We start from the raw sequence: 25,976 nt of genomic DNA on the forward strand, positions 1-25,976 counted from the left end.
TTCGTTGGATGCGCGCGGAATAGCGGGGCGATCGGGCACTATTTCGCGCGCGGATGGCAAACGCGCGCGCGTTTGCGGTGCCGAATCAGTCGCCTCGCGTGCTCGACGAGTCCTCGTCCACCACCGAATTCGGCTCGTCGTACGTGACCGTGATGTCTTGGAATCCCTTGTTACGCTGCGCTTCTGCTTGACCGGTGTAGGAGTTCTTGTCGCCCTCGGTGAGTTCGACGTTGTCGGTGAACGGCGTCAGCAGAGCCCGGGGATGCAGGTGGTCGACGCGCACGGCATTGATCTCGATGCACAGCACGATCAGCACCGACGCGACGTACAGGAAACCCAGCAGACCGAGGACGATGGCGAAGATGCCGTTGCTTGCACTCGCGTTGCCCACGACGTAGCGGATGTAGATGCCGCCGAACGACTGCAGCGCCTGCCAGACGACGGCCGCGATCGCCGCACCGGGGAGCACGTCTCGCACGCTCAGGTCCCGCGCGGTGCCGATTCGGAAGGCCGCGGTGAAGACGGCGGCGTTGACCACCACCGCTCCGACGAGTGCGAGCGCACCACCGGCGAACCCGAACACGCCCGAGGATGCGACGCCGTTCAGCACCGTCAGTCCGATGATCGCGGTGCCGACAGTGCTGAGCAGCAACAATCCGCGCAGCCGACCCTTGATGGGGTCCGGTTGCTCGTTGCGCGGCACCGACCACGCGGTGTTCATCGCGTACTGCACGGCCAGCGACACTCCGAGTCCGCCGTACAGCGACCCGACGACGCCGATGACGATGGCCGTGGTTCCGCCACTGAGGCGGTCCGGTTGACCGAGCTGGTCACCGATGACCGGGATCTGACTCATCGCCGAGTCGATGATGCGGGTCTGCAGCTCCGGGTCTCCGGCCAGCACGATTCCCAGCAGCGTGGTGAACAGCAGCAGAAGGGGAAACAGCGACAGGAACGAGTAGTAGGCGATCAATGCCGCGAGGTAGCCGCCCCGGTCGTCCATGAATTTGTAGAGCACCGCCAGCGGGAAACCTGCCGAGGGGTGCCTGCGCTGGAAGTTGTCCACCTTCGCGACCATCATCGGTCGAATGTAGCCAGCGACGAGCCTGCGGAAACGTCGACGCTCCGGCTTTCGGTGTGACCCAGCTCTCACGATCTGGACGTGCGCTTCGTCGGTCGAGCTCCGACCAACCCTTCGAGAACAACCCGAACCGAGAAAGGAACTCGCCATGAGCTTCATCGACAAGGCCAAGAACGCAGCAGAGGACGCCATCGGCAAGGCGAAGGAAGTTGTCGGCGACGCAACCGACAACAAGGACCTCGAGGCCGAGGGCAAGAAGGATCAGGGTTCGGCCGGCGTCAAGAAGGTCGGCGAGAACATCAAGGACACCTTCAAGTAACCAGCAGCCCCGGAAGGGTCGTCGATCGAATGATCGGCGGCCCTTCGTGCACCCCGCGACGATGCGCCGCGATACTCACCGGACCACCGCATCGCGAACCGTATAAAATCCATTGATCCGGCCTCGAGGTCGGGACAGGGCGTCCAGAAGCAGGCGCACGATCGAGGATCTCGCCGACGCGACGACGTCGACGGTCCACCGCGCGAGAGGATCGTGTGAATGACTGATTCACCGGCCGAGCAAGACACGTCTCGAACGTCCGAAGCACTGTCGCTCGCGCAGTTCGCTCGATCGCTGCGCGACACTCATCGGTCGATGCCGCAGACGTTGAGTGAGATTCTCCGAATGGCGATTCGGCTCATTCCGGGCGCAACCACCGGATGCATCACCACGGTGAACAAGGGTGAGCGCACAGTCGTCGCATCGACGGACCCGATCGCCGAGAAGCTGTGTCGGTTGCAGTACGAACTCGACGAAGGTCCGATTCCCACCGAGGTCCGACACCTCGACGTCGTCGTGTCCTACGATCTGGCAACCGAACCGCGATGGCCGCAGTTCGCTGCGATGGCCATCGAGGCCGGTTTCAAGTCGCTCTCGGCCTTTCAGCTCTACAGCAACGCCGATGACCTCGGGGCCCTGGTGTTGTACAGCGACGTCACCGGAGCGTTCGACGCCGATGCGGTAGCGATCGGCGAGGCCTTGTCTGCGCATGCTGCCATCGCAATGCTCAGTGCCCGCGACACCGAGCAATTCCGGACCGGCTTGGCCAGCCGGGACATCATCGGCCAGGCAAAAGGCATGATCATGGAACGCTACGACCTCGACGCAGTACAGGCATTCGACCTACTGGCGAAACTGTCGCAGCAACAGAACCTTCCCCTGCACACCGTCGCTCGCGATCTCGTCGACGCCGACCACCCGACGAACTCGACGTTCTGACCCTTCCGCGGTCACAGCCCTGGCTCCGGCTGGCAGTGCGGACACCACCATGTTCGACGTCGATCGGGGTCGTTCGGCACGTCGGCCTCGACACGAATGACGGTCGCGCACCGCAGACACGGTTTACCGGCCCGACCGGCAACCCAGTGGGTCCGGCCGCGACGAGTGTCGCCGGTGGTGACCTGCATGGCCCCGGGGGTGCTCGCCGAATGCCGCATCGCCCGCTCGAGCAGAGTCACCAATTTCTCCGCGTCGACGCCTGCCGACGGAGCCCAGGGCCACAGTCCACGCAGAAAACACAGCTCGTTCGCCCATAGATTTCCGGGCCCCGCGATGACCCGCTGATCCAGGAGGGTCGAGACGATCGGCCGAGAACCCTGCGCGAGGATGTTCGATGCCGCACGATCGGTGTCGAACTCGGCATGCAATGGGTCCGGTCCCAGATGCGCGACCAGCGCATTCATCGAGGCCGTGTACCCGTAGTCGACGACCGGCAACAGGATTCCGTATGCGGTCGGCCCGTCCACCGCGGCCAGCCGCACCCGGACGTCGGGCTGCACCCGCCGCGGTATCGAGCGGCCGGCTCGCACCACCGTCCACGATCCCGTCATGCGGAGGTGGGTGTGCAGCGTGGTGTCGTCGTCGAAATCGGTGAACAGATGCTTGCCGTGCGTCCGGTGCGCGACGACGGTTCGCCCGGCGAGATTCTCGACGGCGTGTGCGGGCACGTTCAGTCGCCCTGCCCGTAGCGTGACGCCGTCCAGCGCTCGCCGCAATCGCGCGGCGAGCGCATGGACGGTGTCACCTTCGGGCATGGTCTCCGAGTATCCCGAGGGCGGCAGAAACAATCGGACCGACCGGCGAGAGCGCGTCGTCCTCCTCGCGTCAGTGCGCGGGCCGCCTGACGTATCCGACCATGAAGTCGACCGCCAGGAAGGCGACCAGGCTGAGCCCCAACAAGGGCAGGAACCAGCCGACGGCCACGGCAGCCGTGGCGAGGAGCACCGCAGAGATCGGCGAGATGCGGCGCAGTCCCCCACGCAGAGGCGGCCGGCCTGCGGTGAGTCCAGCGCTCTTCGTGGGGCGACGCTTCCACCACATCATGTAGCCGCGCACGATGACCGATGCCAAGGCGAGCGAAAGCCCAACCAGGGCAATCTGATTGGCCACGCCGAACAGGGTCCCCATGTGCAACTGAATTCCCCAGGCCGCCAGCTTGGCTGCCACCGGCCAATCGGCGAAGTATTGGGTGTCGATCACCGCGCCGGTGCTGCCGTCGATCGAGATCGAGTTGTTCGACATCACCCAGGGCTGACGGGTTTCGGCGACGACGAACGCCACGTCGTCCGACGCCGGGATCGACGCCTCCACCGCTCCGTCGATGCCGTTCGCTGCGGCAGTATCGATTACCGAATCGATGCGGCCGACATTGCTGTCTGTCGCCGACGCATCGGCCGACATGTCCATCGAATGCCCACCGTGGCCCGAGTGATCCCCCGAGTGATCCCCCATGGTCGCCGTGTCGGAGGAACCGATGGTCGTGGCGACGGCAGGGGTCGTCCAGCTCAGCGCCGCGCGGAGGTCGGTGACGTTCGCGCCCGCGTAGGTGGACCACGTGAGTCCGGTGGCGGAGAGGAAGATCAGACCTACAGCGATCCAGACACCGGCTACGCCATGCCAGTTCAAGGATCGGTTGCGGCCCTTCGATTCACGATCGAAGGTGAGCAGTGTCGCCCGGTCTCGGTTGCGTCGGTAGCGATCGATCCACAGGTACAGGCCGCCGAGCGCGATCACCCACAACCAGGATGCGGCCAGTTCGCTGTAGATCCGGCCCGGTTCACCGAGGTGCAGGTGTCGGTGCAATTCCGAGATCCACGTTCTGACCGGCAAGGCGCTCGAGGAGCCGTAGACGGCAAGTTCACCCACCGGTGACGCCGTGGCGGGATCGACGAAGACGGCCAGTCGTCGCGATTCGCCGAGGGTCGGGTCGGTGAACAGCACTCGGGTGGTGTCGCCGACTTCGGCGGCGGGTCGCACGGCCGACACGGTCAGATCCGGCCTCTCGGCCTGAGCGGCTCGGATCTGTTGGGCGACCGGGACAGCCGGTCCGGTGGAGTCGACGTGCAGATAGTCGCGGTAGACGAGTTGTTCGATGGTCGGGGCGACGGCGTAGAGGCCGCCGCTGACGGTGGCGATCAGGATGAACGGTGCGATGAGTATGCCCGCGTAGAAGTGCAGACGAAGAATCAGCGGACGCCAGCTGCGCGGGCCGGACGGACGGGTGGGCGGGGAAGGATCGGCGACGCGTTCCTTTTCCGGTGTGGACATGACAGCTCGTTTCGTGAAGGCAGGGGTGGGCGCGCGCCGTGGGCACGGGTCGACTCGAGGTCGAGCGAATCGTGCTGTGCGCGTGAAGAAATTGCCGCAGCTCTGCTCGCCCCCGCGGTGCAGGAGCGGTAGGTGGGAGGCTGCGGTCAGTACGACGCGGCAGGCGGTCCGCGGTTCCCGGAGCCCGAGAGATCGAGGAGCCGGTGGACGCCGGGTGTGCGATACAGCGGAAGCGGGGTGGCACTCTGCGAGTCGTCGACGACGAGAATTGCCAGTATCGGGAGTATTCGACGAACAACGGTGGCTGCGTGCGAGATCCCACGCTCGGCCCCGTGCACGATCACCGCGCCGACGACGATCGCGATCGCGTGGGCCGCAAGCATCTGCTGCGTCAGCACCGAACCGTGGTGATCGCCGTCGACTATCGTCAGCAGCACGTGTCCGATCGTCTGCGCAGCGGCCAGCGTCGCCATCAGCTGCAGGCGAGGCGCGATGACGATCGGCACTGCGCCTGCGGCGTAACCGAGTCCCGCGCACACCAGTGCCAACAGGACGATCGCGGCGTCGGAGGGGAACATACCTCCGCCGAATGCGTGCGCGGTGGCGGTGATCGTTGCCGTCAGAGCGCCGACGGCAGACCCGCGCAGGGCTGCGGATCCGTCCGGGGTCGCGGGCACGAACAGCAGACTGCTACCCGTTTCGGCAGAGGCACTGGCATCTCGCCTATGTCGCATGGTTTGTGCGCGAAAACCGATCCAGCGGTCTTTTTCAGGTCCGTTATGGTGATCGCGAGTATCACGCCACGTTCAGAGAGGATTGCCGTGCCGGACAGTTCGGATGTGGCTCAGGCCCGTGTGTTCGCCCACATGCTCGCGGCCGAAATTGCGTCGACATCGAGCCGAATCGAGGTCTCCGAGAACTACGCCCACAAGGCCTTCCGGGTGGGCGACCCCCGCAGCGCGAAGTGGCACACCGACGAGGCCCGCGCTCAGAAGCAGGCGCTGTACGAATTGCACCGCCAACTGGACGCACTGCACAGCCGCTTCCAGATCTCGACGGGTGAACCCGAACCCGTGTGCTGACGTCCGGCTCGGTGTGTGAGGGCGCCTGGTCCGGGGTACCGCGACAAGATGGTTTTCGACAAGACAGACAACGGCTCGGGGGCCGAAAGCGAAGGACAACGAACGATCACGATCGGGTTGGTGGCCGACGAGGGATTCGCGTCGACGATAGCGGCCGCCATCGAACAGGAACTTCCGCCCACCATCACGATCGACGGAACCGATGCCCGACTGGACACGGCCCGGCCCGCAGTCACGCTGCCTCCCACCGAGGCAGGTTCTGCGCCGTTGGGTCAGTGGCTGGAGGCCATTCAGGCCACCAACACATTCGACTTGGTGCTCTGCATCTCCGAGGTTCCGCGACGCGTCGGAGCCAGCCCGGTCGTCGCCGAATTGCGTGACGGTTCGACCGGTGCGTTGTACGTACCGTCGTTCGGCACCATCGGTGTTCGGCGTCGCGCCGTGGCGGTCGCGATCGCCATCGTGCACGATCTCCTCCGCAGCGATACTGCCTCGCGGCCACACCTGCGACGGTCGATGTCCAAGTGGGCTCCGGGCCCCGACCCCGACGGTGGCGGCGAGCGAATCCTGCTCACTCCCGGCATGTTCGGCCGAACACGCATGATCATGGGCATGATTCGCTGCAATCGGCCGTGGCGTCTCGTCCCCGCACTGTCGAGCGTGCTCGCGGCCGCGAGCGCCGCGTCGGCGTTCGGTGTGTTCTACGCGAGCATCTGGCAGATGGCGGCCTCGATGACACCTGCCCGGCTCACACTGATCGGCGTCGCCGCCATCGTGGCCATCACGGTGTGGCTGATCTTTCCGCACGGCCTCTGGGAGCACCGACGGTTCCGCTCCTCGACCACCGATCGCTGGATATACAACTCTGCCACTCTCGGCACCGTCGTGGCCGGCGTGCTGTGTATGTATGCCGTTCTGTTCGCGGTCGTGTTGCTCTCTGCTGCCGTGGTGATCTCGCCCGAGTTTCTCACCGCTCAGATCGGGCGAGAAGCAAACACGGCGGACTACCTGTCACTGGCCTGGTTGGCGGCGTCGTTGGGCACGGTCGCCGGAGCAGTGGGCTCGTCGGTGTCCGATCGCAGCGACATCCTCAACGCGACGTACGGCCACCGAGAGATGCTCCGGCGCCAGCACAGCGCAGAACGGTCTCGCACCGACGACGCCGGTGCGGCTCAGCCCGTGGCTGCGTCCCAGGACCGATGACCGAGCGTCGCGACCGCTGCGGTCAGAGCCGCACCAAGCAGCACTGGTATCGCAATGTCCACGCGAAGTAGCAGCGCTCCGATGACGGCACCGACGAACAGCACCAGGATCGCCCAGAGCCGCCGGTTGAACAGCCGACCGGGGCCCTGGCCGACGAACGACTCGCCGGCGAGCGAGGTGATGGTCGACGTGACGACGACGGTCGTCATGTCCTTGACCGCGAGGAAGCGCGCAGCGAGCGCCTGAGCCCCCATGTCGACTGCGATGACACTGGCGATCGCGATACCGAGCGGCGAGTTGCCCTGCACGTCGACCACCAGCAGCGTGACGCCTGCTGCGAGAAGTGCCAGTGTTCCCACTGCGAAGATCGCGGTGACCCGAATGTTCCATCCCGGCGCAGCCGAGCGAAGCGTCACCCCGGCCAGCGCGGCACCGAGCACGAAGGCGAACAGCGCTACCAGCGGGCCGACGATCGGGAGTCCGTCCTCACCTGCCACCCCCATACCGAGGATGACGATGTTGCCGGTCATGTTTCCGGTGAAGATGCGGTCGAGCCCGAGGTAGCCGACGGCGTCGAGCATGCCGGTCACCATCGTCAGCACCATCATCGACCACAATCGGAGATGACCGTTCACGGCCTTGTCGATGCGTTGCCCCACGCTGGGGCTTTCGGAATGTTCTTCGGCCGATACCGACTCGTCGACACTCATGCGGTCACCCACACGCCGCCGTCACTACGCGGGTCCGCGCCGGCGTCGAGCGTTCCGTCGGCTGAAACCCTGGCCACCATGGAATGACCAGCGTTACTGTCCAATTCGGTGCCATGCTTGACGGTGAACACCGTCTGCGAGATCTGTTCGACGGCGGAGTCCTCCAATGTCGGCTCGACCAGTACCGAACCGTTGGGTGTGCCGGCTTCCAATCCGCCGACGATGAATCGGGGCGCGGAGACGATCTGCTGCGGATCGAATCCACGCAGCGCCCGCAGGATCAACTGGGTGTGAATCTGCGACTGCGCTTTGCCTCCCATGGTCGAGTGGGCGGACACCGCTCCGTCCGCCCAGTCCACGATCACCGGAACGAGCGTGTGCGCGGGCCGCTTTCCGGACTCGACGCGATTGGGCGACGCGGCATCGAGCGTGAAGAACGCAGCACGGTTGTGCAGCACGAGCCCGGTGTCGGGCTCGAGGATCTGCGCTCCGAAGGAATGAAAGACGGACTGTATCAACGACACTGCGGTGCCGTCCTTCGCTACGACGGCGATTCCGACGGTGTCACCGCCCGGACGCGGAGACGCGGTCGAGGTCTGGCGTTCGGCTCCTGCCACCCGGGCTGCTGCCGCGTCGTGAATTGCCGCGAAGCCGGCCGGGGTCAGCTGATCGTGGATATCCACAGTGGCACAGCGTGGGTCGGCGAGGTAGGTATCGCGATGCTCGTCGGAGTCGTAGAAGATCTCGGCCAATACCCCGGCGTCGACATCCCCTGCAGACGCACTCCCGGACAAGGCGGCACCGAGAGATCGAATCAGCGTGTAGCCCTGCGAGTTCGGTGGTGCCGTGGCCACCGAGAATCCGTCGAATTCGCGCACCAGAGGTTCTTCGACGCTCGGACGATGACGTTCGAGATCCTCTCTCGATACCGGCACGTCGAGTTTCTTCAGTCCGGCGGCGAATCGGTCGGCGGTGTGACCGCGATAGAACGAATCGAGGCCATCGGTCGCCAGGTCCGTCAGGGTTCGGGCCAACTCGGGCTGCACGACGAGGTGCCCAACGGGGATCGGCTGACCATCGACGAAGAACTTCGCGCGCAAGCCTGGATCGGTGATCAGTGCGTCACGGTCGAGCTCGATCATCTCGACGAGTCCTGGGCTGGCCGGAAACCCCTCTGTGGCAAGCGAAATTGCTGGTGCCAGTACGTTGCGTAACGGCAGCGAGCCACCGGCGTCGAGCAGAGCCGCCCACCCGGACACTGCACCCGGAACGGACACCGTCAGCGGACCGTTGATCGGCATCGTCTGGATCGTCTCGAACAGCTGATCCACGGATGCGGCCGAACCGTATGCTCCCGATGCGTTGATACAGGTGGTGCTGCCGTCGCTCGTTCGCAGCAACGCGATGACGTCACCGCCCACACTGCACATGTGCGGGTAGACCACGGTGAGCGCCGCAGCCGCAGCGACCGCTGCATCGACGGCGTTGCCACCGGCTCCGACGATCGTGCGGGCAGCGTCGACGGCCGCGGTGTGCGGCGCGGCGATTGCCACGCCGGGTGCCGGTTGCGACTGTTCGGGCATGAATATCTCCTCGAGTGCGGCCGATCCGACAGCAGGATCGGTCGGGGCATGTTCTGGGTTCGTCCGAAAGTGTTGCGGTGGAGCAGTGTCACGTCATGGAAGTGTCACGTCAGAGCGCTCGTGCGATGAGCGTGCGATAGGCACCGTACAGCACCGCCGCGGCGACGATCGACGCCGCGGCCGTCGCACCGAAGAACGTCAGTTCGTTTGTTGCAGAGTACTTCTGAGCGAACAAGCCGGCCAGCGTCGAGCCTCCTGCCATCGTGAGGAAGTACAGCGACGTCATCCCGGCCTTGTGCGATGCGGGTGCGAGCTGCGCAGTGGCTGACAGGACCGACGGCACGACGGCTATCTCGCCGGCACCGAACAGCAACATCGCGACGAGAACCAGCACAACGGAATTCGTCGCCCCTGATGTGCCCGCCATTGCCGCAAACATGGCCATCGCCACCGCCAGCAGGCCGATTCCCACGACGATTTTCGTTCCGGGACTGGGCTGCCGACTGCCCATCCGCGTCCAGACGACGGCATAGATCGGAGCGATGACAGTGGCGAAGAGACCTTCCAACGTGATCACGGTTGCCGCAGGGATCGTCAACGAGCCGACCGTCAGATCGACGCGGGTGTCCATGTACACCGCCAGGGTGGTGAACAACTGGAACAGCAACGTCCAGAACAGCAAGCTACTGAGGAACACCGGAATGTAGGCGAGCACTCGTCGATGCTCGGTAGCGTCGACTTTCCTCGAGGACAACAGCATTGCGAAGTAGGCGATGCTGGCGATCACGATGATCGCGGTCAGCACGGTTCCCAGATTGTCGAGATTCAGGAGGCCGCTGACGGCCGCGGCAACGATGACCAGGGTGACCGATCCCGCGAGAGCTGCGGCCGCGCCCCGACGCGAGCGTGGAAGCGGATTGGCTACCGTTCGGGTGGCCTCGGGCAGATGCTTGTACCCGACCGCGTACTGGGCCAGGCCGATCAGCATGCCCACTGCCGCTGCGCCGAAGGCGATGTGGAAACCGGCCGAGCTCTGCAGGGCACCGGTGAGCAGCGGGCCGAGGAATGCGCCGAGTCCGATTCCCATGTAGTAGAGCGAGTAGCCCGAGTCGCGTTTGGGGTCGTCGTTCGCGTACAGCAGTCCGACCATCGCGGTGACGTTGACTTTGAGTCCGCCGGTTCCGATGACGATCAGCAGCAATCCTGCGCCCATACCGGCTGTCGTCGTGATCAGCGCCAGTACGACGTGGCCGGTGATGATGGCGACAGCGGAGTAGAGCACCACCGTGCGCGGGGCGACGAGTCGGTCGGCAACCCAGGCTCCGCCCATCTGGGCGATATAGACTGCGCCGCCGTAGGATCCGGCGATACCGACCGCCACGCCGACATCGAGTCCCAGTCCACCCTCGGCGAGTGAGTAGTACAGGTAGTACGCGAGGATCACCTGTAGGCCGTAGAAGCTGAATCGCTCCCACAACTCCGTGCCGGCCAGCGTCACGAGCCCACGCGGCTGATCACGGAACGTCGAGCCGATCGCTCCCCGCTCTCCTGCGTTCGGCTTGTGGAGTGTTCCGTCCGTTGTCATGCTGGTCCACCTCTAGGGTCCATGGGAATCAGTGGTTCAGGAGAATGAGTGACCGTTGTCACGATGTGTTGATCTAAAACTGGTAGGACCAGACCGTCAAGGTGAAGAGTGGGATATTTACACGTCAACGGATCTTTACTGGGGAAACAGAGTGAATCTGGTATTTTGGTAGGACCAGTTCGTAACCTGCGGGGACGGGGCTTTCCATGACAGCGTGGTCCGAGATAGACGTCGAAGCGGCGTCGGTCCCCGAGCTGCTCAGCGCCCGGATCGCGCAGCTGATCGACAGCGGTCGCGTCGAGGCGGGATCGAAATTACCCAGCGAACGCGCCCTGGTGACGATGCTCGGAGCGTCGCGAATCTCGATCCGCCATGCACTTCAGGACCTCGAATTGCGGGGCTATCTGACGCGTAAACCCCGAGCCGGCCGCATCGTCGCACCACTGGAGATGCGCGCTCTGGCCGAAGGAAGCATCTTCGGAAGCATGAGCAGTGACCAACGCACCGTTCGCGAGGTGATGGATCTACGCACGGTCGTCGAACCACCCATTGCCGAGCGTGCCGCCGTCCGCCACCGCACGTCCGAGTTGCATGCCTTACGCACTCCACTCGAAACGTCCGAGCGAGAGCTCGGAAATCGGCCGCCGTCTCTGCAGGTCATGCAACTCTGCGACGTGCAGTTCCATCTCGCGATCGCCGGCCTTGCCCACAACTCCATGCTCACCAGGCTCGTGACCGAGACCAACGAGTGGATGGCACCGTCGAGGCAGGCAAGTTTTCAGACCGAGCAGCGGATGCAACGCTCCGTCGATGCACACCGCAGCATCTATCACGCTATTGCAGAACGTGATCCGGTTCGCGCCCGGAAGGCGATGCACGATCACCTTGCCGACGTGCTCGAGGCGATCACACCGCTCGCGCACTGACTTCCAGCGCCGAGCGCACCAGCCTGTTGTCCGAAACGGTGCGCGTGAATGCGCTCGATTGGCCACTTCGTCGTGTGCGGATCGGGTGGATTCCGGACAGAATCGAGGTGCTATCGGCTCGGGCCGATCGACCGCGAACAAAGGAGCTCGACAGTGCCCACCCTCGACCGTGACGTCGCTATCGTCGGGGCCGGCCCTTCCGGCCTGGCCGCAGCAACCGAGCTCCGCAAAGCAGGATTGTCCGTCGCCGTGCTGGAAGCGCGCGACCGCGTCGGAGGACGTACCTGGACGAACACCATCGACGGTGCAAGCCTCGAAATCGGCGGTCAGTGGGTGTCACCCGATCAGGAATCTCTGATCGCGCTGATCGGTGAGCTCGGCCTCGAGACGTTCGACCGATACCGCGAGGGCGAGTCCGTCTACATCTCCGCCGCGGGCGAGCGGACCCGTTACTCGGGTGACTCGTTCCCCGTCGACGAGACCACCGAGAAAGAGATGGACCGACTCGTCGCTCTGCTCGACGACTTGGCCGCCCAGGTCGGCCCCGAGGAGCCGTGGGCGCACCCGCTGGCGCGTGAACTGGACACGATCTCGTTCGAGCAGTGGCTGATTCGTGAGTCCGACGATGCCGAGGCACGAGGAAACATCGGCATGTTCATCGCCGGTGGCATGCTCACCAAACCTGCGCACGCGTTCTCGGCTCTGCAAGCAGTCTTGATGGCCGCATCGGCGGGATCGTTCTCGCACTTGGTGGACGAGAACTTCATCCTCGACAAGCGCGTCGTCGGTGGCATGCAGCAGGTGTCGATCCGCATGGCGGCCGCCCTCGGCGACGACGTCATCCTCGACGCGCCGGTGCGAACGGTGCGGTGGAACTCCGACGGCGCAACGGTATTCGCCGACGGTGACATCGAGGTACACGCCAAGCGGGTCGTTCTCGCCGTTCCACCGAACCTGTATTCGCGCATCTCCTACGACCCGCCGCTCCCGCGTCGCCAGCATCAGATGCACCAGCATCAGTCCCTCGGACTGGTGATCAAGGTCCATGCCGTTTACGACACCCCGTTCTGGCGCGAGGACGGGCTGTCGGGGACCGGCTTCGGTGCCTCAGAGATCGTGCAGGAGGTGTACGACAACACCAACCATCAGGACAGCCGCGGAACACTGGTCGGCTTCGTGTCCGATGCCAAGGCCGACGCGATGTTCGAACTCGACGAGCAGGATCGCCGCGCGAGAATACTCGAGTCCATCGCGCACTACTTGGGACCCAAGGCACTCGAACCGGTCGTCTACTACGAGTCGGACTGGGGTTCGGAAGAATGGACCCGTGGTGCGTACGCGGCCAGCTTCGATCTGGGGGGTCTGCACCGCTACGGCAAGGACAGCCGCACTCCCGTCGGCCCGATTCACTTCTCCTGCTCCGACATCGCCGCGGAGGGCTACCAACACGTCGACGGCGCAATCCGCATGGGTCACCGCACCGCCGCGGACATCGTCTCGAGAATCGATTCCTGACACTCGATATTCGATCGCACACCGCAGACCGCAGACCGCAGACCCACACCTAGCACCGAGGACACACATGCGCACTGTCACAGAACACAACTCGCCCGCGGCTGCGGCCTCGAACCTCGGGAGGCAGTGATGACGTGGACGATGCCGGCCGAAGGTGTTCGGCACGAACGGACCTGGATGGCCTATCCGTGCGAGGGGTACTCGCTCGGTGACACGCCCGAGGAGCACCACGAGGCTCGCACCACGTGGGCCGAGGTCGCGCAGGCGGTCGCTCGATTCGAGCCGGTCACCGTCGTCGTCGACCCCGCCGAAAGCGCCGTCGCACGCACGTATCTGACCTCCGAGAGCGCTTTCCCCATCGACATCCTCGAGGCACCGTTGAACGACGCCTGGATGCGCGACATCGGGCCCACGTTCGTGCTGTCCGAGGACGGCCGTGTCGGCGGCGTCGACTGGGTGTTCAACGGCTGGGGCGCGCAGGACTGGGCGCGCTGGGACAAGGACTCGAAGATCGGCGCGCTCGTCGTCGAGAAGTCCGGTGCCGAGATGATCGATTCACCGATCGTCAACGAGGGCGGTGGTATTCAGGTGGACGGACTGGGAACGGTTCTCGTCACCGAGACGGTACAACTCGATCCCGGTCGCAATCCCACGCTGTCGAAGGCCGATGTCGAGGCCGAACTTGCCCGCACGATCGGCGCCACCACGGTGATCTGGCTTCCTCGTGGACTCACCCGTGACGCGGACGAGTTCGGAACCCGAGGCCACGTCGACATCGTCGCTGCCATCCCCTCGCCCGGCGTCGTTCTGGTGCACGACCAACGCAATCCCGAACACCCCGATCACGACATCAGCAAGGCCGTGTTCGAGATCTTCGAGAACAGCACGGACGCACGCGGTGAGAAGTGGACCATCGTGAAAGTCCCGGCACCGGAGATTCTCCGCGACGAGGAGGGCTTCGTCGATTACAGTTACATCAACCACTACGTCGTCAACGACGGTGTGATCGCCTGCAGCTACAGCGATCCCGCGGACGAAGAGGCTGCTGCCATTCTGTCGGCGGCATACCCGGGCCGCACCGTCGTCACCGTCGACGCTCGGCCACTCTTCGCCCGCGGGGGCGGAATTCACTGCATCACACAGAACCAGCCACAGGCTCAGACGGACTGAGTGGACGCGGGAGCAGGTATCGAATACTGCTCCCGCAACTCGTTCTTGCGGATCTTGCCCGTCGGATTGCGTGGGATCTCGTCGACGAGGATGTATCGCTTGGGGATCTTGTACCGCGCGAGCCGGCCGCCGAGCGCGTCCGCGATGGCATCGAGGTCGACGTCTGCTCCCTCGACGACAGTGATTGCGGCAACGGCGGATTCGCCCCATTTTTCGTCCGGTACACCGAACACTGCGCAACTGTCGATGCCGGGCAGTTCGAGAAGTGCCGCTTCGACCTCGGCCGGATAGATGTTCTCTCCGCCCGAGATGATCATGTCCTTGAGCCGATCGACGATCGTGACGAATCCCTCCGCGTCGGCAATTCCGACGTCGCCGGTACGAAGCCAGCCGTCGTCGAACACGTCGGCGGTCGCGTCGGGACGACCCCAGTATTCCTTCATCACGTGGGGACCCTGGATCTGGATTTCACCGCGCTCCCCCGGTTCCACCGGCTGCGACATCGCGTCGACGATCCTGACGTCGGAGAACGTATGGGGAACACCCGCGGTGCCCATTTTTCGTTCGGCATCGACGGCAGCGAGCATCGTTGCGCCAGGACCACTTTCGGTGAGCCCGTAGCCCTGACACATCTTGATCCCGCGTTCGGAATACGTACGGAGCGTGCGCGGCGGCACCGGCGCCGCGGCCACCACCACCCGGCGTAGCGACGTCAGATCCGTGTCGTCCCACGCGGGATGCGAGACGAGCGAGTCCAAGATCGTCGGCACTCCGAACGTGTACGTGACCGAGCGCGATTCGACCAGATGGAGCACGCGTCCGGCATCGAACCCTTCCTCGATGACGACCGAGCCGCCCTTGAACAGGACGGGTAACGCAACCATGTCGAGCGCGGCGGTGTGAAACAGCGGAGCGCAGACCAGGGCCACCTCGTCGCTGCACAGGTCCAGATCGAGGACTGCGTTGAGAACGGCGAACAGCACGTTGTCGTGAGTCATCACGACGCCTTTGGGTTTACCGGTCGTACCGGAGGTGTACATGACGAAGCACAGATCCGCACCCTCCACCGCTTCGTCGATGCGCGTCGAGCGGGCCGCCGCGATCAGCGATTCGTACTCCTCGCCGAGCGTGAGGCGACGCGTGGGGCCGTCACCGACCGCCGAGGTCGCGACGTCGTGCAAGGCCTCGGAATGCACCAACAACGACAGCCCCGAGTCCTGCACTGCGAAAGCAACTTCCGGTGCGGTCAACCGTGCGTTGAGTGGCACGAAGATCGCTCCGAGCACGCCACAGGCGAACAGTACTTCGAGGTAGGCGGGATGATTGGTGGACAACAGCCCGACCCGGTCCCCGGGGCCCACCCCCAGCTCACGTAGACCGTGCGCGAGCCGGGTGGTGCGCTCGTCCAATTGCTCGTAGGTCGAGACCTGGCCGCGGAACTCGAGTGCCGTTGCTCGCGGGCACTGCCTGGTACGTCGACGGATCCACGAACCGACGCCTTGATTACGCATCTGAAATCTGTTCCTCTCGGGTCCGTGATCTCAGTCGAACATGCGGTAGACGGCCTCGACGACGACCGCGGGGCGCTCGCTGCCTTCGAGTTCGATCGTCGCGGCGACGGTCAGCTGAGCTCCGCCCTTGGGCAGCTCCTCGTACCCCTTCAGCGTGGCGGCCAGGCGCACTCGGCCGCCGGCGGGGACCGGGTTGGTGAAGCGAACCTTGTTCAATCCGTAGTTGATCTTCGTGGTGACGCTGTCGACGACCAGTAGCTCGTCCCACATCGGAATGATGAGCGACAGAGTCAGATAGCCGTGCGCGATCGGACCGCCGAAGGGGCTTTCGGCCTTCGCCCGTTCGGGATCGACGTGAATCCACTGATGGTCGTCGGTGGCGTCGGCGAAGGTGTCGATGCGCTGTTGCGGCACCTCGATCCACGAGCTGGTTCCCAGTTCGGTGCCTTCGAGGTTCTTCAACTCGGCGAGAGTGGCGACGCGGGTGGTCATGATGTCTCCTTGGCGGACAGGCCGAGTGCGGCCAGTGCATTGGTCTTGAACACGAGTGGACGGATCTCGTCCTTGATGTCGAGCTCGGCGAAGTCCTTCATCCAACGATCCGGCGTCAGAACCGGAAAGTCCGAGCCGAACAACACCTTTCGCTTCAGCATGGAATTCGCCGCCCGCACCAGTTGGGGCGGAAAGTATTTCGGTGCCCAACCCGACAGGTCGATGTACACGTTCGATTTGTGCGTGGCGATCGAGATCTGCGCGTCCGCCCACGGCACCGCGGGGTGCGCCATGATCATCGTCAGTTGGGGGAAGTCCGCGGCGACGTCGTCGAGCAGCATCGGATCGGAATAGCGCAACTTGATGCCGTGCCCGCCGGGAAGTCCGGCACCGATACCGGTTTGGCCGGTGTGAAAGAGCGCGGGTACTCCGGCTTCGGTGATGGCCTCGTAGATCGGATAGAAGCGGCGGTCGTTCGGCTCGAAGCCCTGCATGCTCGGATGGAACTTGAAGCCGCGCACCCCGAACTCCTCGACGAGCCGGTGCACCCGCCGCACGGCGGCCTTACCCTGCCACGGGTCGACCGAGCCGAAGGGGATCAACACGTCGTTGTGGCGTGCCGCCCCCTCGGCGATCTCCTCCACCGAGTTCGGTGAATGTCCCGACGCTGCACCGGCATCGACGGTGAACACCACTGCGGCCATGTTGCGGGCCCGGTAGTACTCGGCGATGGTGTCGATCCCTGGAGTACGGTCCTCGCCCGACTTGAAGTACTTCTCCGACGCGGTCATCAATTCGTCGTCCAGTGCGCGGTGTCCGCACCCGTCGATCTCCACATGGGTGTGCACATCGAGTGCGAGTATCGAGTCGAAGTCGATGGCGCACTCGTATTTCGAGCTCATCGCGCCGGCTCGACGGGGAGGTTCTCTCCGACCGATTCGAGGCTGTCCGCGAACGTCGACGGCCACACAGCGGCGATGTCCTCGGCCGACCAGCCACCGTCGTGATAACTCGTGGCGATCATGTCCGGGTGCGTCCACAGTGCCAGGCGGTCACCGCCGACGGCGAATGCCTGACCGGTCACGTCTGCACTCGCGTCGCTTGACAGGAAAGAGACGATTCCTGCGGCGTCCGCGGGGGTCCCGAACCCGAGTTCACGACGGGCGAAGGGCGGCAACGGATCCCCGTTATGCATGGCCTCGATGTACGGCTGCAGGAACGGGATGGTCTCGGTCATCGCCGTGGCCGCCACCGGGCACACCGCGTTCACGGTGACACCTGCACGCTGGAGTTCCATGGCCCAGGTACGCACCATGCCGACGATTCCGGCCTTGGAACCGGAGTAGTTGGTCTGTCCGAAATTTCCGCGCTGACCGGCGGGAGAGCCGATGCACACGATCCGGCCGCCCTCACCCTGAGCGCGGAAGTGAACGGCTGCTTCGCGTGCGCAGGTGAACGTGCCGCGGAGATGAACGTTCACGACGGCATCGAAGTCGTCGTCGGTCATCTTCCACAACACCTTGTCGCGCAGGATCCCCGCGTTGGTGACCATGACGTCGAGGCGGCCGAACGCCTCGACCGCGCCTGCCACCAACTTCTGTGCGGTCTCGGTGCTGCCCACCGGAGCCACGACAGCCACTGCCCGTCCACCCGCGTCGACGATCGAGGAGACAGCCGCGTCGGCTGTCGCCTGGTTCACGTCGTTGATCACGACTGCTGCACCGTGGCGCGCGAGGTCCTGGGCATACGCAAGTCCGAGCCCCTGGCCGCTACCGGTGACGACAGCGACCTTGTTGTCGAGATTCATAGCTCTCTCCTCTTCGTGGTTACCAGACTGAGAAAACCATCAATAATTGAGAAAGTCAATGATTTACGTTTGCTAGAGTTACCGCCGATACGAGGAGCCTCATGACCGACATCGCACCCCTGTCCGACGACATCGGATTCCTGCTGACGCGCGCAGGAACGTCGCTGACGGCCGCCGCCAAAACGGCACTGGCACCCTTCGAGCTGCGCGTACGTTCGTACTCCGTACTGGCCCTGGCCTGCGAACATTCGGACGGACTCGGCCAGCGGCAGCTCGCCGAGCAACTGGGCTTGGACCCCAGTCAGATCGTGGCGTTGGTGGACGATCTGGAGGTCCGCGAACTGATCACCCGACGGGTCGACCCCGGCGATCGACGAAACAAGCGCATCTACGCGACCGACGCCGGCCGCGCGCTGTGCGTGGACGCACAGCGCGCGCTCGCGGCGACCCAATCCGCCACGCTCTCAGCCCTCGGCGACCGCGGTGTCCGAGAGCTGCGGCAGTCGCTGCAGTCCATCGTCCGCGCACAGTAGATCTTGCACAGTAGATCGTGCACACGTAGGCCGATCACCGTTCGTAGACAACCCTGCCACCGACGACCGTCGCGATGATCGGTAGTTCGGGAATTCGATCCGCCGGGCCCATCAGGTCGCCGCCGACTGCGGTGAAATCTGCGGGACCACCGACGACGATGGTTCCGGTTCCGTCGGTCAGACCGGCCGCCGCCGCGGCGTGGGTGGTGTACCCGTCGAGGGCTTGTCGAGCCGAAATCGCCTGCCGGGGTTGACGAGGAGGGTCGGCCGGCAGGCCTGCGGGGCGGCGTAGCCGGGCATCGGCCATCACGACTCGGGGATCGAAATGTGCTACCGGCCAATCGGATCCGAGCGCAACGGTCACACCGAGATCGAGAAGCTCCGCCACCGGCCAACCACGGTCGATACGATCGCGACCCATGCGCCGAGACCAGTCGTCGGCCTCGTCTGCTCGGGTGTACCTGGTGCAATGGGTCGGCTGCATCGATGCGGCGATACCGGCGTCCGCGATCGTTGTCAGATCCTCGGGACAGACGGTCTCGAGGTGTTCGAGGCGATGCCGAACCCCCTTCCCGAGGGCCGCCAGCGTCCGTACGCAGTGGTGCACAGCGGCATCACCGATCGCATGAGTAGTGGTCGACACTGCACGGCGGTCGAGCTCGCGCACCACGGCCGCATACCGTTCCGGGTCGGTCCACGACGGCCGGGTACCGTCGCCGTACAGGTCCGGGTGACACAACCACGCCGTCCCACCTTCGACGGTTCCGTCCATGAACAGTTTTGCGCCCGCGTAACGCCACCGCTCCCCGGCGGTACCGTGCACCAGCGCAGCGAGTTCTGCGACCCGATCGGCAGGATGATCCGGCTGGACCCAGCCGTACACCCAGAACCGGAGTCCGGCGTCGTCCTCGTCGAGCGCCCGGATCATCTCGACGGTCCCGGGGAGGTCGTCCATGACGTGCACCCCGGTCAGCCCGACCGACGCCATCTCCTCGGTCACGCTGCGTAACAAAGACTTCGCCGCGACGACGTTCTGGGCAGGCATGACCGCCTCCACCAGATGGATGGCCGGCTCCTCGATCAGGTGACCGGTGGTCTTCCCGCCACTGTCCACCGCCACTCGGGCACCGCCGTGGTCGAAGGTCTCTCGGCCGGTCACGCCGGCAATATCGAGTGCAGCCCGATTGGCCAGCGACGAATGCGCGTCGTAGAACCGAATGAGAACAGGGGTCGTGACCGAGTCGGAGATGGCATCGAAGCTCGGAGCTCGGCCGCCGAATACGTTGTGGTTCAAGCCCCAGCCGCGAATCCAACCGTCCGTCGGGTGCGCGTCGTGCAGTACCCGACGCACGTCGTCCAGATTCTCGCACCGACTGAAATCCACGCCGAGTGACATCAACGCGCCTTGCACCACGTGTGTGTGGGCGTCGACCCATCCGGGTGTCAGAGTGCTCCCGGCCAGGTCGATGATCTTCGTTCCGGGACCACTGCACCCCAGGACGTTGTCGGTGCTCCCGAGTGCGATCACTCGGTCGTCTCGAACGGCGACGGCCTGCTGCGGCTCGGCACCATCGACCTGGGTGAGCACCGTGGCGTTCATCAGAATCAGTGTGGCATCAGTCATGTCGCACTCCTCGTGCATCATCGGTAGGTAGTGCGGTCGACGGTCCGGCCTGGGTATCGGGCAGTATCTCGGAATCGATGTCGGTCGTCCCCAGCCGTGCGTACACCTGGGGGCGGCGTGCCCGGATCCACAGGGCCACTGCCGAACCCAACGCGAACACCACGACGGATCCGATGGAGGCGACGGTGTTCACCACCGGGTCGGTCGTCAGGGTGGCGATTTCGATCTTGTCGACGACGAGGTACAGAGCGATTCCGATCAGGACGAACGCGGCGATTCCAGCGAGTGCCGCGCCCCGATCCCGTGCCACTTCTCTACCGCGCAGGAAGAACACGGCAACCGAGAGAGAGGTGAGCCATTGCAGCGCAAGGATTCCCACGGTCCCCGTACTCGCCGTCCACGCAGCCAACTGCAGGACCGGATCGACGTCGGCCGCGGCGAAACACGCGATGGCCACTACGGCCGTCGCCGTCTGCGCGATGCTGGCGATGTGCGGAGACAAGTGCTTGCTGTGCACGTGGCTGAGCCGCACCGGGAAGATTCCTTCACGACCGAGCGCATAGCCGTACCGGGTGATCGCGTTGTGGAAGGCCAGCAGAGCCGCGAGTCCGCTCGAGACGATCAGCACGCGCATCACATCCGTTGCCGCACTACCGACGTAGGTCTGCATGGCGGTGAAGAAGAAACCGGCAGGATCCGATGCAGCCGCGGCGACCGCGTTCTCGGCACCGAACGCCATGACCGCAACCCAGACGATGAAGCAGTAGAAGACCGCGAGGAAGATGACCGCGGCATAGGTTGCGCGGGGGACCGTCCGGTCCGGTCGTACCGCCTCGTTGCGGAACAGGGCGGTTGCCTCGAAGCCCACGAACGCGGCGAACGACACGGCCAGTACCGCCCCCATCGATCCGGTGAAGACGTTCTCGGGATAGAACGGCTGCAGGTTCAGACCACTCGCACCGCCCTTGGCGATCACTGCGATCGCCAATACGAGCAGCACCAGCACTTCGAGAACGAGCAGCACGCCGAGGACCTTGGCCCCCACCCGAATCGATCGATATCCCAGCACGGACACGATCGCCGCAGCGACCAACGCCCACAGCCACCAGGGTAGGTCGACTCCGACGAAGTCGTTCATCGTCGCCTTGGTGACCGCTCCGAACAACCCGTAGGTGCTGATCTGCAGGAGGGTGTACCCCGCCACGGCCACCAGAGCGCTACCGAGACCGGCAACTTTGCCCAGACCCATCCGGATGTAGGAGTAGAACGCGCCGTTGTTGTGCACGTGCCGCGCCATCTTGGTGAAGCCGATGGCGAACACCGTGCTGATCAGACCGGCGCACAGGTATCCGGCGGGAGCGCCGATCCCACCGATCAGCAACGCGATCGGAGCAACGGCCACCATGACGGTGAGCGGTGCCGCTGCCGCGACGACGAAGAAGACGATGTCGCGTGAGTTGAGGCTGGAACTATCGAGGGCATTCGGCTGCCCGGAATGTTGGGGGATGGTCATGGCCGGCTCCGTGTGATTAATCCAACGATGTTTGGTTTTGACGTAACGTAGACCACAGAAGTCAGTTTGGAAAGACCCCGGCGAAATGGAGTACACGTGGCAAGGCCGAAGACAGCACTACTCGATGTCGATCGCATCGTCGACGCCGCACTTCAGATCACCGACGCCACAGGCGATTTCACAGTCGCACAGCTCGCCTCCAAACTCGCCGTGCATCCATCCTCGCTGTACCACCACGTGTCCGGAAGAGACGAAGTGATCGATCGAATGCGGGCTCGAATCGGTCGCAAGATCGACAACACGGGCTTCGGAACGAGCCCGTGGGACGAGGCATTGAAGAGGTTGGCGTGGTCGTATCGAGCGGCGTTCGCCCGCCACCCCGGGTCCATTCGCTTGTTCGCGACCTCACGCGTCCGCGACCGTGAATCGCTGTCCGAGTACGAGCGAATCGCCGACGGTCTGCACGATGCGGGCTTCGATTGGCCCGAGGTACTGCCGATCATCGTCGCGTTCGACAACTTCATTCTCGGCTCGGCCCTCGACATGGGCGGCGGCGGTAACCTCTACACACCCGACCCGCAGATGCACCCGGCCCTCACTGCTGCGGTGGGCGATCCCGAGGAACAGCCGAACCCCACCGACGTCGCCTTCGAGCTGGGACTGTCGGCACTGCTGACGGGCCTCAAACACCGCCTGGGCAATCGCTGACGCACCCTCCGCTCCGCGAAGCTCAGTGCGCCCCGGTGTGTCCGAGAGCCAGGCGACAACTACGGAGAAAGCCGCGGAATTCGTCTCGTTGACGCGGCGACAGATCGGCGACCATGCGGTCCTCCAGGTCACCGATCTGCGCGTCGTACTCTGCCAGCAAGCGTCGCGCTTCCTCGGTCAAGCTCGTCAACATCCGCCGTTTGTTGGCCGGATCCGTTCGGCGAGTGACCAACCCACGCTTCTCGAGTGCGGCGATCATCTCACCCATCGTCTGAGCCGTCACGAAGGAATTACGTGCCAGCTCCGCGGACGACAGCCCGTCGCGTCGACGTAGCACCGTCAGCGCGGTGTACTGCACGGCAGTGATGTTCATCGGCCGCAACAGCGCATCCATCTGGGCCCGCACCGCCAGCTCGACCTGCTTGATGGCGTAGAGCAGCGTCGGCTGCTCGCCTGCCGACGATGGCCTCGATGCCACGTTCACCACCTCGCTTTCCGAACTCGCGTGTGCCTGCAGCCTAATTACCGAATGCCGCCGACCGGCACCTGGATCGCCTATTGCTTTCCGCGCATGCGCGCGGTTGTATATAAGGAACCCTGTTAATCAGGTCACAGCCGGCCATCGAAGCGAGGCGTTCATGACGATCACCGACGACAGCGTCACTCTCACCCGACCCGACGTCACTCCCGGACGGCTCTTCGTCGACGGTCACTGGCGTGACGCTGCCGCAGGTGGCCGATCCGACGTACTCGATCCGTCGACGGGAGCGGTGCTCACCTCCGTGTCCGAGGCGTCCGCTGTAGACGTCGACGCAGCAGTGTCCGCAGCTCGCACCGCCTTCGACGACGGCCGCTGGTCGTCGCTGCCCGGACGCGAACGGGCACGCATTCTGCACCGAGCCGGTCAGCTCATCCGCGAACGCGCCGACGAGATCGTTGCCGTCGAGAGCGCCGATGTGGGTAAGCCGGTGTCGTTGTGCCGCCCGGTGGACGTACTGACCTCCGCGGAGCAGTACTCGTACTGCTCCGCACTGGCTCAGACGCTCGGTGGATCGCATCGCGACACTCCGCTGTCTGCGCACGCGTACACGCGCAGAGAACCGCTCGGTGTGGTCGCCGCGATCACCCCGTTCAACTTTCCGCTGATTTTGTCGAGTTCGAAGATCGCGCCTGCACTCGCCGCGGGTAACACCATGGTCCACAAACCCAGCGAGGACACCCCGCTCAGCGCATTGCTGATGGCTGAAATATTGACCGAGGCGGGCGTACCGCCAGGCGTGATCAACGTTGTCACCGGAACAGGTTCCGTTGCGGGAGAGGCACTTCTGCAGCATCCGGGAGTCGACAAGATCGCATTCACCGGGTCCACGGCTGTGGGCAGGCACGCTGCCGGGGTCGCAGGCCGCAATCTGGTACCGGTGACGATGGAACTGGGTGGCAACGCCGCGCACATCGTGTTCGAGGACGCCGACATCGACAAGGCGATCGGAGCGATCATCAAAGGGTTCGTCTTCAACTCCGGGCAGTTCTGCATGGGCGGCCCGCGCCTGCTCGTCCAGCGCTCCCGATACGAGACGGTGTTGGACATTCTGGCCCAGGCGGTTCCCGGTGTTCCCGTCGGCGACCCGTTCGATCCGGCCACGGTGGTCGGGCCGATGGCCGGAGAGCGGCACGTGCACAAGGTCGAGGAGTACGTGGACATCGCCCGCCGCGACGGCGGCCGTATCGTCACCGGCGGGCACCGTCCCGACCTGTCCGGTACGCCCCTCGCCGGTGGCTCGTTCTACTCCCCCACCGTCATCGCCGACCTGCCCGCCACGTCGCGGGTCGTTCGAGAAGAGATTTTCGGGCCCGTTCTGACGGTACAACCGTTCGACACCGAGGACGACGCGGTCCGCCTGGCCAACAGCACCGAGTACGGCCTCGCTGCCGGCCTGCAGACGACGAATGTGGCTCGCGCACATCGTGTTGCAGCACGACTGCACGCCGGCATCGTGTGGGTCAACGACTGGGCGATGCTCGACCCGGCCGTTCCCTTCGGCGGAGTCAAGAACTCCGGCTTCGGCCGTGAGTACGGCCCCGAGGGCCTCGACTCGTACACCAAGGTCAAATCCGTCGTCATCTCGCTCGACTGAATCGAAGGGCAGTGCCATGACCACAACCACAGCGGCAGTAGTCGAATCGGGCGGAGCCGCGTTCACATTGTCCCCGGTCGAACTGGGCGAACCCCGCAGCGGAGAAGTGCGCGTGCGCATCGTCGCAGCCGGCTTGTGCCACACCGATCTGGGCGTCGCCGCGGGCGGGCTGCCGTTTCCGCTTCCCGGCGTCCTCGGCCACGAGGGTGCGGGGGTCGTCGAAGCCATCGGTCCCGGAGTCACCGGCGTGCAGGAAGGTGACCACGTTCTGCTGTCGTTCACCTCGTGCGGTACCTGCGGAAACTGCCGATCCGGTCATCCCGCCTATTGCGCAACGTGGTTGCCGCTCAACCTCATCGGTGGGGCTCGCGCCGACGGCTCCAGCCCGATCACGCGCAACGGCACTGCGCTCGGTGGCCATTTCTTCGGCCAGTCGTCGTTCGCGAATCACGCGATCGTGGACGAGCGGAGCCTGGTTCGGGTCGATTCCTCCGCACCGCTGGAGATCCTGGCACCGCTGGGCTGCGGGGTGCAGACCGGAGTCGGTGCCGTGTGGAATGTGCTGCGTCCACGCCCGGGAGATACCGTCGTGGTGACCGGCGCAGGTGCAGTGGGGCTTTCGGCCATCATGGCTGCCGCTCTCACTCCCGCGGCCAAGATCATCGCGGTCGATCGGGTTGCCGAACGTCTGGAACTGGCCACCGAGTTGGGAGCGACCCACGTCGTCGACGCCACCCGCGAGGACACCGCGGCTGCGTTGGCAGAACTGACCGAGGGCTCCGGCGTCGACGGAGCCATCGAAACCACCGGGAGCGTAGGGGTGCTGCGTACCGCGATCGATGCCCTGGCCCCTCGTGGAACCGCCGTCGTCGTCGGCGCTCCGCCCTTCGGCACCGAGGTCCCGGTCGACGTCAACGCCATGCTGCCGGGCCGACGCATCGTGGGGCTGACCCTCGGCGACAGCGAAACGCAGACCCTGATTCCGGTGCTGGTGGATCTTGTCGTGTCGGGTCGATTACCCCTGCAGCGCTTGATCACTCACTACCGATTCGACGACATCAACTCCGCGGTGGCGGACATGATCAGCGGTGCGTCGATCAAACCGGTCCTCCTCTTCTGACCGGGATTCCGACCGGGCTTCCGGCATCCGGAAGTCCGCTCGCACCGGCGGGGTCGCGTGCCACACACTCGATGTGACGAGCGCTGACGAGA

25 protein-coding genes are annotated in these 25,976 nt (G+C 64.8%); 11 read left to right on the forward strand and 14 right to left on the reverse strand.

All coding sequences use genetic code 11. The features are described from left to right. Window positions 1-85 precede the first annotated feature (85 nt). Entirely contained in the window at window positions 86-1,078 is a 993-nt protein-coding gene (locus CH262_RS01315) for a YihY/virulence factor BrkB family protein (RefSeq protein WP_027495725.1), read from the reverse strand. A gap of 151 nt (window positions 1,079-1,229) precedes the next feature. On the opposite strand from CH262_RS01315, the gene CH262_RS01320 reads away from it, so the two are divergent. Then, window positions 1,230-1,400, forward strand: coding sequence for a CsbD family protein (locus CH262_RS01320; protein WP_008718579.1), 171 nt, complete (start codon window positions 1,230-1,232; stop codon window positions 1,398-1,400). Window positions 1,401-1,619: 219 nt separating this feature from the next. Further along, window positions 1,620-2,339: a GAF and ANTAR domain-containing protein gene (locus CH262_RS01325; protein WP_032374855.1), complete on the forward strand. Its 720-nt coding sequence runs from the start codon at window positions 1,620-1,622 to the stop codon at window positions 2,337-2,339. An 11-nt stretch (window positions 2,340-2,350) separates the two neighbouring features. Here CH262_RS01325 and CH262_RS01330 read toward each other — a convergent pair whose 3' ends face one another. The 3 genes from CH262_RS01330 to CH262_RS01340 form a co-directional block, all read right to left on the reverse strand. Beyond that, window positions 2,351-3,154: a DNA-formamidopyrimidine glycosylase family protein gene (locus CH262_RS01330; RefSeq protein WP_094716719.1), complete on the reverse strand. Its 804-nt coding sequence runs from the start codon at window positions 3,152-3,154 to the stop codon at window positions 2,351-2,353. A 70-nt stretch (window positions 3,155-3,224) separates the two neighbouring features. Then, on the reverse strand, window positions 3,225-4,667 hold the full coding sequence (locus tag CH262_RS01335) for a PepSY-associated TM helix domain-containing protein (RefSeq protein WP_094716720.1): 1,443 nt from the start codon (window positions 4,665-4,667) through the stop codon (window positions 3,225-3,227). Window positions 4,668-4,813: 146 nt separating this feature from the next. Beyond that, entirely contained in the window at window positions 4,814-5,344 is a 531-nt protein-coding gene (locus CH262_RS01340) for a hypothetical protein (RefSeq protein WP_143547040.1), read from the reverse strand. Between the two features lie 144 nt (window positions 5,345-5,488). Between CH262_RS01340 and CH262_RS01345 the strand changes: the two genes are divergently transcribed. Together CH262_RS01345 and CH262_RS01350 are read left to right on the forward strand one after the other, a co-directional pair. Then, on the forward strand, window positions 5,489-5,749 hold the full coding sequence (locus tag CH262_RS01345; RefSeq protein ID WP_143537087.1) for a hypothetical protein: 261 nt from the start codon (window positions 5,489-5,491) through the stop codon (window positions 5,747-5,749). Between the two features lie 48 nt (window positions 5,750-5,797). Further along, window positions 5,798-6,952 carry a hypothetical protein gene (locus CH262_RS01350; protein WP_080731916.1) on the forward strand — a complete coding sequence of 385 codons (1,155 nt, stop codon included), beginning with the start codon at window positions 5,798-5,800 and terminating at the stop codon, window positions 6,950-6,952. On the opposite strand, the gene CH262_RS01355 is transcribed toward CH262_RS01350, so the two are convergent. The 3 genes from CH262_RS01355 to CH262_RS01365 all read right to left on the reverse strand — a co-directional run bounded on the left by CH262_RS01355 (window position 6,922) and on the right by CH262_RS01365 (window position 10,830). Further along, window positions 6,922-7,662 (reverse strand): YoaK family protein, encoded by a 741-nt coding sequence (locus CH262_RS01355; protein WP_256988610.1) that lies wholly within the window; start codon window positions 7,660-7,662, stop codon window positions 6,922-6,924. The two genes, CH262_RS01350 and CH262_RS01355, sit on opposite strands and share 31 nt — an antisense overlap. Then, a complete protein-coding gene (locus CH262_RS01360) occupies window positions 7,659-9,245 on the reverse strand; it encodes a gamma-glutamyltransferase family protein (RefSeq protein ID WP_094716722.1) in 1,587 nt (528 codons plus the stop codon). The genes CH262_RS01355 and CH262_RS01360 overlap by 4 nt, the downstream gene beginning before the upstream one ends. 109 nt (window positions 9,246-9,354) lie before the next feature. Continuing rightward, the gene (locus tag CH262_RS01365) at window positions 9,355-10,830 is read right to left on the reverse strand and encodes a peptide MFS transporter (RefSeq protein WP_094716723.1); all 1,476 of its coding nucleotides are present in this window, start codon (window positions 10,828-10,830) and stop codon (window positions 9,355-9,357) included. 206 nt (window positions 10,831-11,036) lie between these two features. Here CH262_RS01365 and CH262_RS01370 point away from each other — a divergent pair, with 206 nt between their 5' ends. The 3 genes from CH262_RS01370 (at window position 11,037) to CH262_RS01380 (ending at window position 14,441) form a co-directional block, all read left to right on the forward strand. Further along, window positions 11,037-11,756 carry a FadR/GntR family transcriptional regulator gene (locus tag CH262_RS01370; RefSeq protein ID WP_027495715.1) on the forward strand — a complete coding sequence of 240 codons (720 nt, stop codon included), beginning with the start codon at window positions 11,037-11,039 and terminating at the stop codon, window positions 11,754-11,756. Window positions 11,757-11,909: 153 nt separating this feature from the next. Further along, a complete protein-coding gene (locus CH262_RS01375; protein ID WP_094716724.1) occupies window positions 11,910-13,271 on the forward strand; it encodes a flavin monoamine oxidase family protein in 1,362 nt (453 codons plus the stop codon). Between the two features lie 129 nt (window positions 13,272-13,400). Beyond that, window positions 13,401-14,441, forward strand: a complete 1,041-nt coding sequence (locus CH262_RS01380; protein ID WP_094716725.1) for an agmatine deiminase family protein — start codon at window positions 13,401-13,403, stop codon at window positions 14,439-14,441. Here CH262_RS01380 and CH262_RS01385 read toward each other — a convergent pair. Genes CH262_RS01385 through couN form a run of 4 tightly spaced genes read right to left on the reverse strand, consistent with a single transcriptional unit; the run spans window position 14,429 to window position 18,251 of the window. After that, window positions 14,429-15,952, reverse strand: a complete 1,524-nt coding sequence (locus CH262_RS01385; RefSeq protein ID WP_094716726.1) for an acyl-CoA synthetase — start codon at window positions 15,950-15,952, stop codon at window positions 14,429-14,431. The two genes, CH262_RS01380 and CH262_RS01385, sit on opposite strands and share 13 nt — an antisense overlap. Window positions 15,953-15,982: 30 nt before the next feature. Further along, a complete protein-coding gene (couM, locus tag CH262_RS01390) occupies window positions 15,983-16,444 on the reverse strand; it encodes a p-hydroxycinnamoyl-CoA hydratase (protein ID WP_032366817.1) in 462 nt (153 codons plus the stop codon). Next, window positions 16,441-17,346, reverse strand: a complete 906-nt coding sequence (gene couO / locus CH262_RS01395; protein WP_032366818.1) for a 4-hydroxyphenyl-beta-ketoacyl-CoA hydrolase — start codon at window positions 17,344-17,346, stop codon at window positions 16,441-16,443. The genes couM and couO overlap by 4 nt, the downstream gene beginning before the upstream one ends. Then, complete coding sequence (couN, locus tag CH262_RS01400) at window positions 17,343-18,251, reverse strand: 4-hydroxyphenyl-beta-hydroxyacyl-CoA dehydrogenase (protein ID WP_032366819.1); 909 nt, start codon at window positions 18,249-18,251, stop codon at window positions 17,343-17,345. Before couN ends, couO begins: the two co-directional genes overlap by 4 nt. Before the next feature lie 101 nt (window positions 18,252-18,352). Between couN and CH262_RS01405 the strand changes: the two genes are divergently transcribed. After that, the gene (locus tag CH262_RS01405; protein WP_094716727.1) at window positions 18,353-18,784 is read left to right on the forward strand and encodes a MarR family winged helix-turn-helix transcriptional regulator; all 432 of its coding nucleotides are present in this window, start codon (window positions 18,353-18,355) and stop codon (window positions 18,782-18,784) included. Window positions 18,785-18,818: 34 nt separating this feature from the next. Here the strand turns inward: CH262_RS01405 and CH262_RS01410 are convergent, their stop codons facing one another. Next, complete coding sequence (locus CH262_RS01410; RefSeq protein ID WP_094716734.1) at window positions 18,819-20,408, reverse strand: amidohydrolase; 1,590 nt, start codon at window positions 20,406-20,408, stop codon at window positions 18,819-18,821. Further along, window positions 20,401-21,921 carry an APC family permease gene (locus CH262_RS01415; RefSeq protein WP_052053451.1) on the reverse strand — a complete coding sequence of 507 codons (1,521 nt, stop codon included), beginning with the start codon at window positions 21,919-21,921 and terminating at the stop codon, window positions 20,401-20,403. Before CH262_RS01415 ends, CH262_RS01410 begins: the two co-directional genes overlap by 8 nt. Window positions 21,922-22,017: 96 nt before the next feature. Here CH262_RS01415 and CH262_RS01420 point away from each other — a divergent pair, with 96 nt between their 5' ends. Next, window positions 22,018-22,629: a TetR/AcrR family transcriptional regulator C-terminal domain-containing protein gene (locus tag CH262_RS01420; RefSeq protein WP_094716728.1), complete on the forward strand. Its 612-nt coding sequence runs from the start codon at window positions 22,018-22,020 to the stop codon at window positions 22,627-22,629. 22 nt (window positions 22,630-22,651) lie between these two features. Here CH262_RS01420 and CH262_RS01425 read toward each other — a convergent pair whose 3' ends face one another. Next, entirely contained in the window at window positions 22,652-23,107 is a 456-nt protein-coding gene (locus CH262_RS01425; protein WP_032369239.1) for a MarR family winged helix-turn-helix transcriptional regulator, read from the reverse strand. A 160-nt stretch (window positions 23,108-23,267) separates the two neighbouring features. Between CH262_RS01425 and CH262_RS01430 the strand changes: the two genes are divergently transcribed. Both CH262_RS01430 and CH262_RS01435 read left to right on the forward strand, forming a co-directional pair. Then, window positions 23,268-24,764, forward strand: coding sequence for an aldehyde dehydrogenase family protein (locus tag CH262_RS01430; RefSeq protein WP_094716729.1), 1,497 nt, complete (start codon window positions 23,268-23,270; stop codon window positions 24,762-24,764). Window positions 24,765-24,780: 16 nt separating this feature from the next. Continuing rightward, entirely contained in the window at window positions 24,781-25,884 is a 1,104-nt protein-coding gene (locus CH262_RS01435) for an NAD(P)-dependent alcohol dehydrogenase (RefSeq protein WP_094716730.1), read from the forward strand. Window positions 25,885-25,976: the final 92 nt, after the last annotated feature.

Origin of the sequence: Rhodococcus sp. 05-2255-1e (assembly GCF_002259025.1) — a bacterium.
GTDB classification, from domain to species: domain Bacteria; phylum Actinomycetota; class Actinomycetes; order Mycobacteriales; family Mycobacteriaceae; genus Rhodococcoides; species Rhodococcoides fascians.

Excerpts from the sequence above, each read along its gene's own strand:
- CH262_RS01320 (WP_008718579.1), top strand. The coding sequence starts at position 1,230 with ATGAGCTTCATCGACAAGGCCAAGAACGCAGCAGAGGACGCCATCGGC.
- CH262_RS01370 (WP_027495715.1), top strand. The coding sequence starts at position 11,037 with ATGACAGCGTGGTCCGAGATAGACGTCGAAGCGGCGTCGGTCCCCGAG.
- CH262_RS01350 (WP_080731916.1), top strand. The coding sequence starts at position 5,798 with ATGGTTTTCGACAAGACAGACAACGGCTCGGGGGCCGAAAGCGAAGGA.
- couO (WP_032366818.1), bottom strand. The coding sequence starts at position 17,346 with ATGAGCTCGAAATACGAGTGCGCCATCGACTTCGACTCGATACTCGCA.
- CH262_RS01335 (WP_094716720.1), bottom strand. The coding sequence starts at position 4,667 with ATGTCCACACCGGAAAAGGAACGCGTCGCCGATCCTTCCCCGCCCACC.
- CH262_RS01315 (WP_027495725.1), bottom strand. The coding sequence starts at position 1,078 with ATGGTCGCGAAGGTGGACAACTTCCAGCGCAGGCACCCCTCGGCAGGT.
- CH262_RS01385 (WP_094716726.1), bottom strand. The coding sequence starts at position 15,952 with ATGCGTAATCAAGGCGTCGGTTCGTGGATCCGTCGACGTACCAGGCAG.
- couM (WP_032366817.1), bottom strand. The coding sequence starts at position 16,444 with ATGACCACCCGCGTCGCCACTCTCGCCGAGTTGAAGAACCTCGAAGGC.
- CH262_RS01415 (WP_052053451.1), bottom strand. The coding sequence starts at position 21,921 with ATGACCATCCCCCAACATTCCGGGCAGCCGAATGCCCTCGATAGTTCC.
- CH262_RS01330 (WP_094716719.1), bottom strand. The coding sequence starts at position 3,154 with ATGCCCGAAGGTGACACCGTCCATGCGCTCGCCGCGCGATTGCGGCGA.
- CH262_RS01405 (WP_094716727.1), top strand. The coding sequence starts at position 18,353 with ATGACCGACATCGCACCCCTGTCCGACGACATCGGATTCCTGCTGACG.
- CH262_RS01355 (WP_256988610.1), bottom strand. The coding sequence starts at position 7,662 with ATGAGTGTCGACGAGTCGGTATCGGCCGAAGAACATTCCGAAAGCCCC.
- CH262_RS01325 (WP_032374855.1), top strand. The coding sequence starts at position 1,620 with ATGACTGATTCACCGGCCGAGCAAGACACGTCTCGAACGTCCGAAGCA.
- CH262_RS01360 (WP_094716722.1), bottom strand. The coding sequence starts at position 9,245 with ATGCCCGAACAGTCGCAACCGGCACCCGGCGTGGCAATCGCCGCGCCG.
- CH262_RS01430 (WP_094716729.1), top strand. The coding sequence starts at position 23,268 with ATGACGATCACCGACGACAGCGTCACTCTCACCCGACCCGACGTCACT.
- CH262_RS01380 (WP_094716725.1), top strand. The coding sequence starts at position 13,401 with ATGACGTGGACGATGCCGGCCGAAGGTGTTCGGCACGAACGGACCTGG.
- CH262_RS01365 (WP_094716723.1), bottom strand. The coding sequence starts at position 10,830 with ATGACAACGGACGGAACACTCCACAAGCCGAACGCAGGAGAGCGGGGA.
- CH262_RS01435 (WP_094716730.1), top strand. The coding sequence starts at position 24,781 with ATGACCACAACCACAGCGGCAGTAGTCGAATCGGGCGGAGCCGCGTTC.
- CH262_RS01410 (WP_094716734.1), bottom strand. The coding sequence starts at position 20,408 with ATGACTGATGCCACACTGATTCTGATGAACGCCACGGTGCTCACCCAG.
- couN (WP_032366819.1), bottom strand. The coding sequence starts at position 18,251 with ATGAATCTCGACAACAAGGTCGCTGTCGTCACCGGTAGCGGCCAGGGG.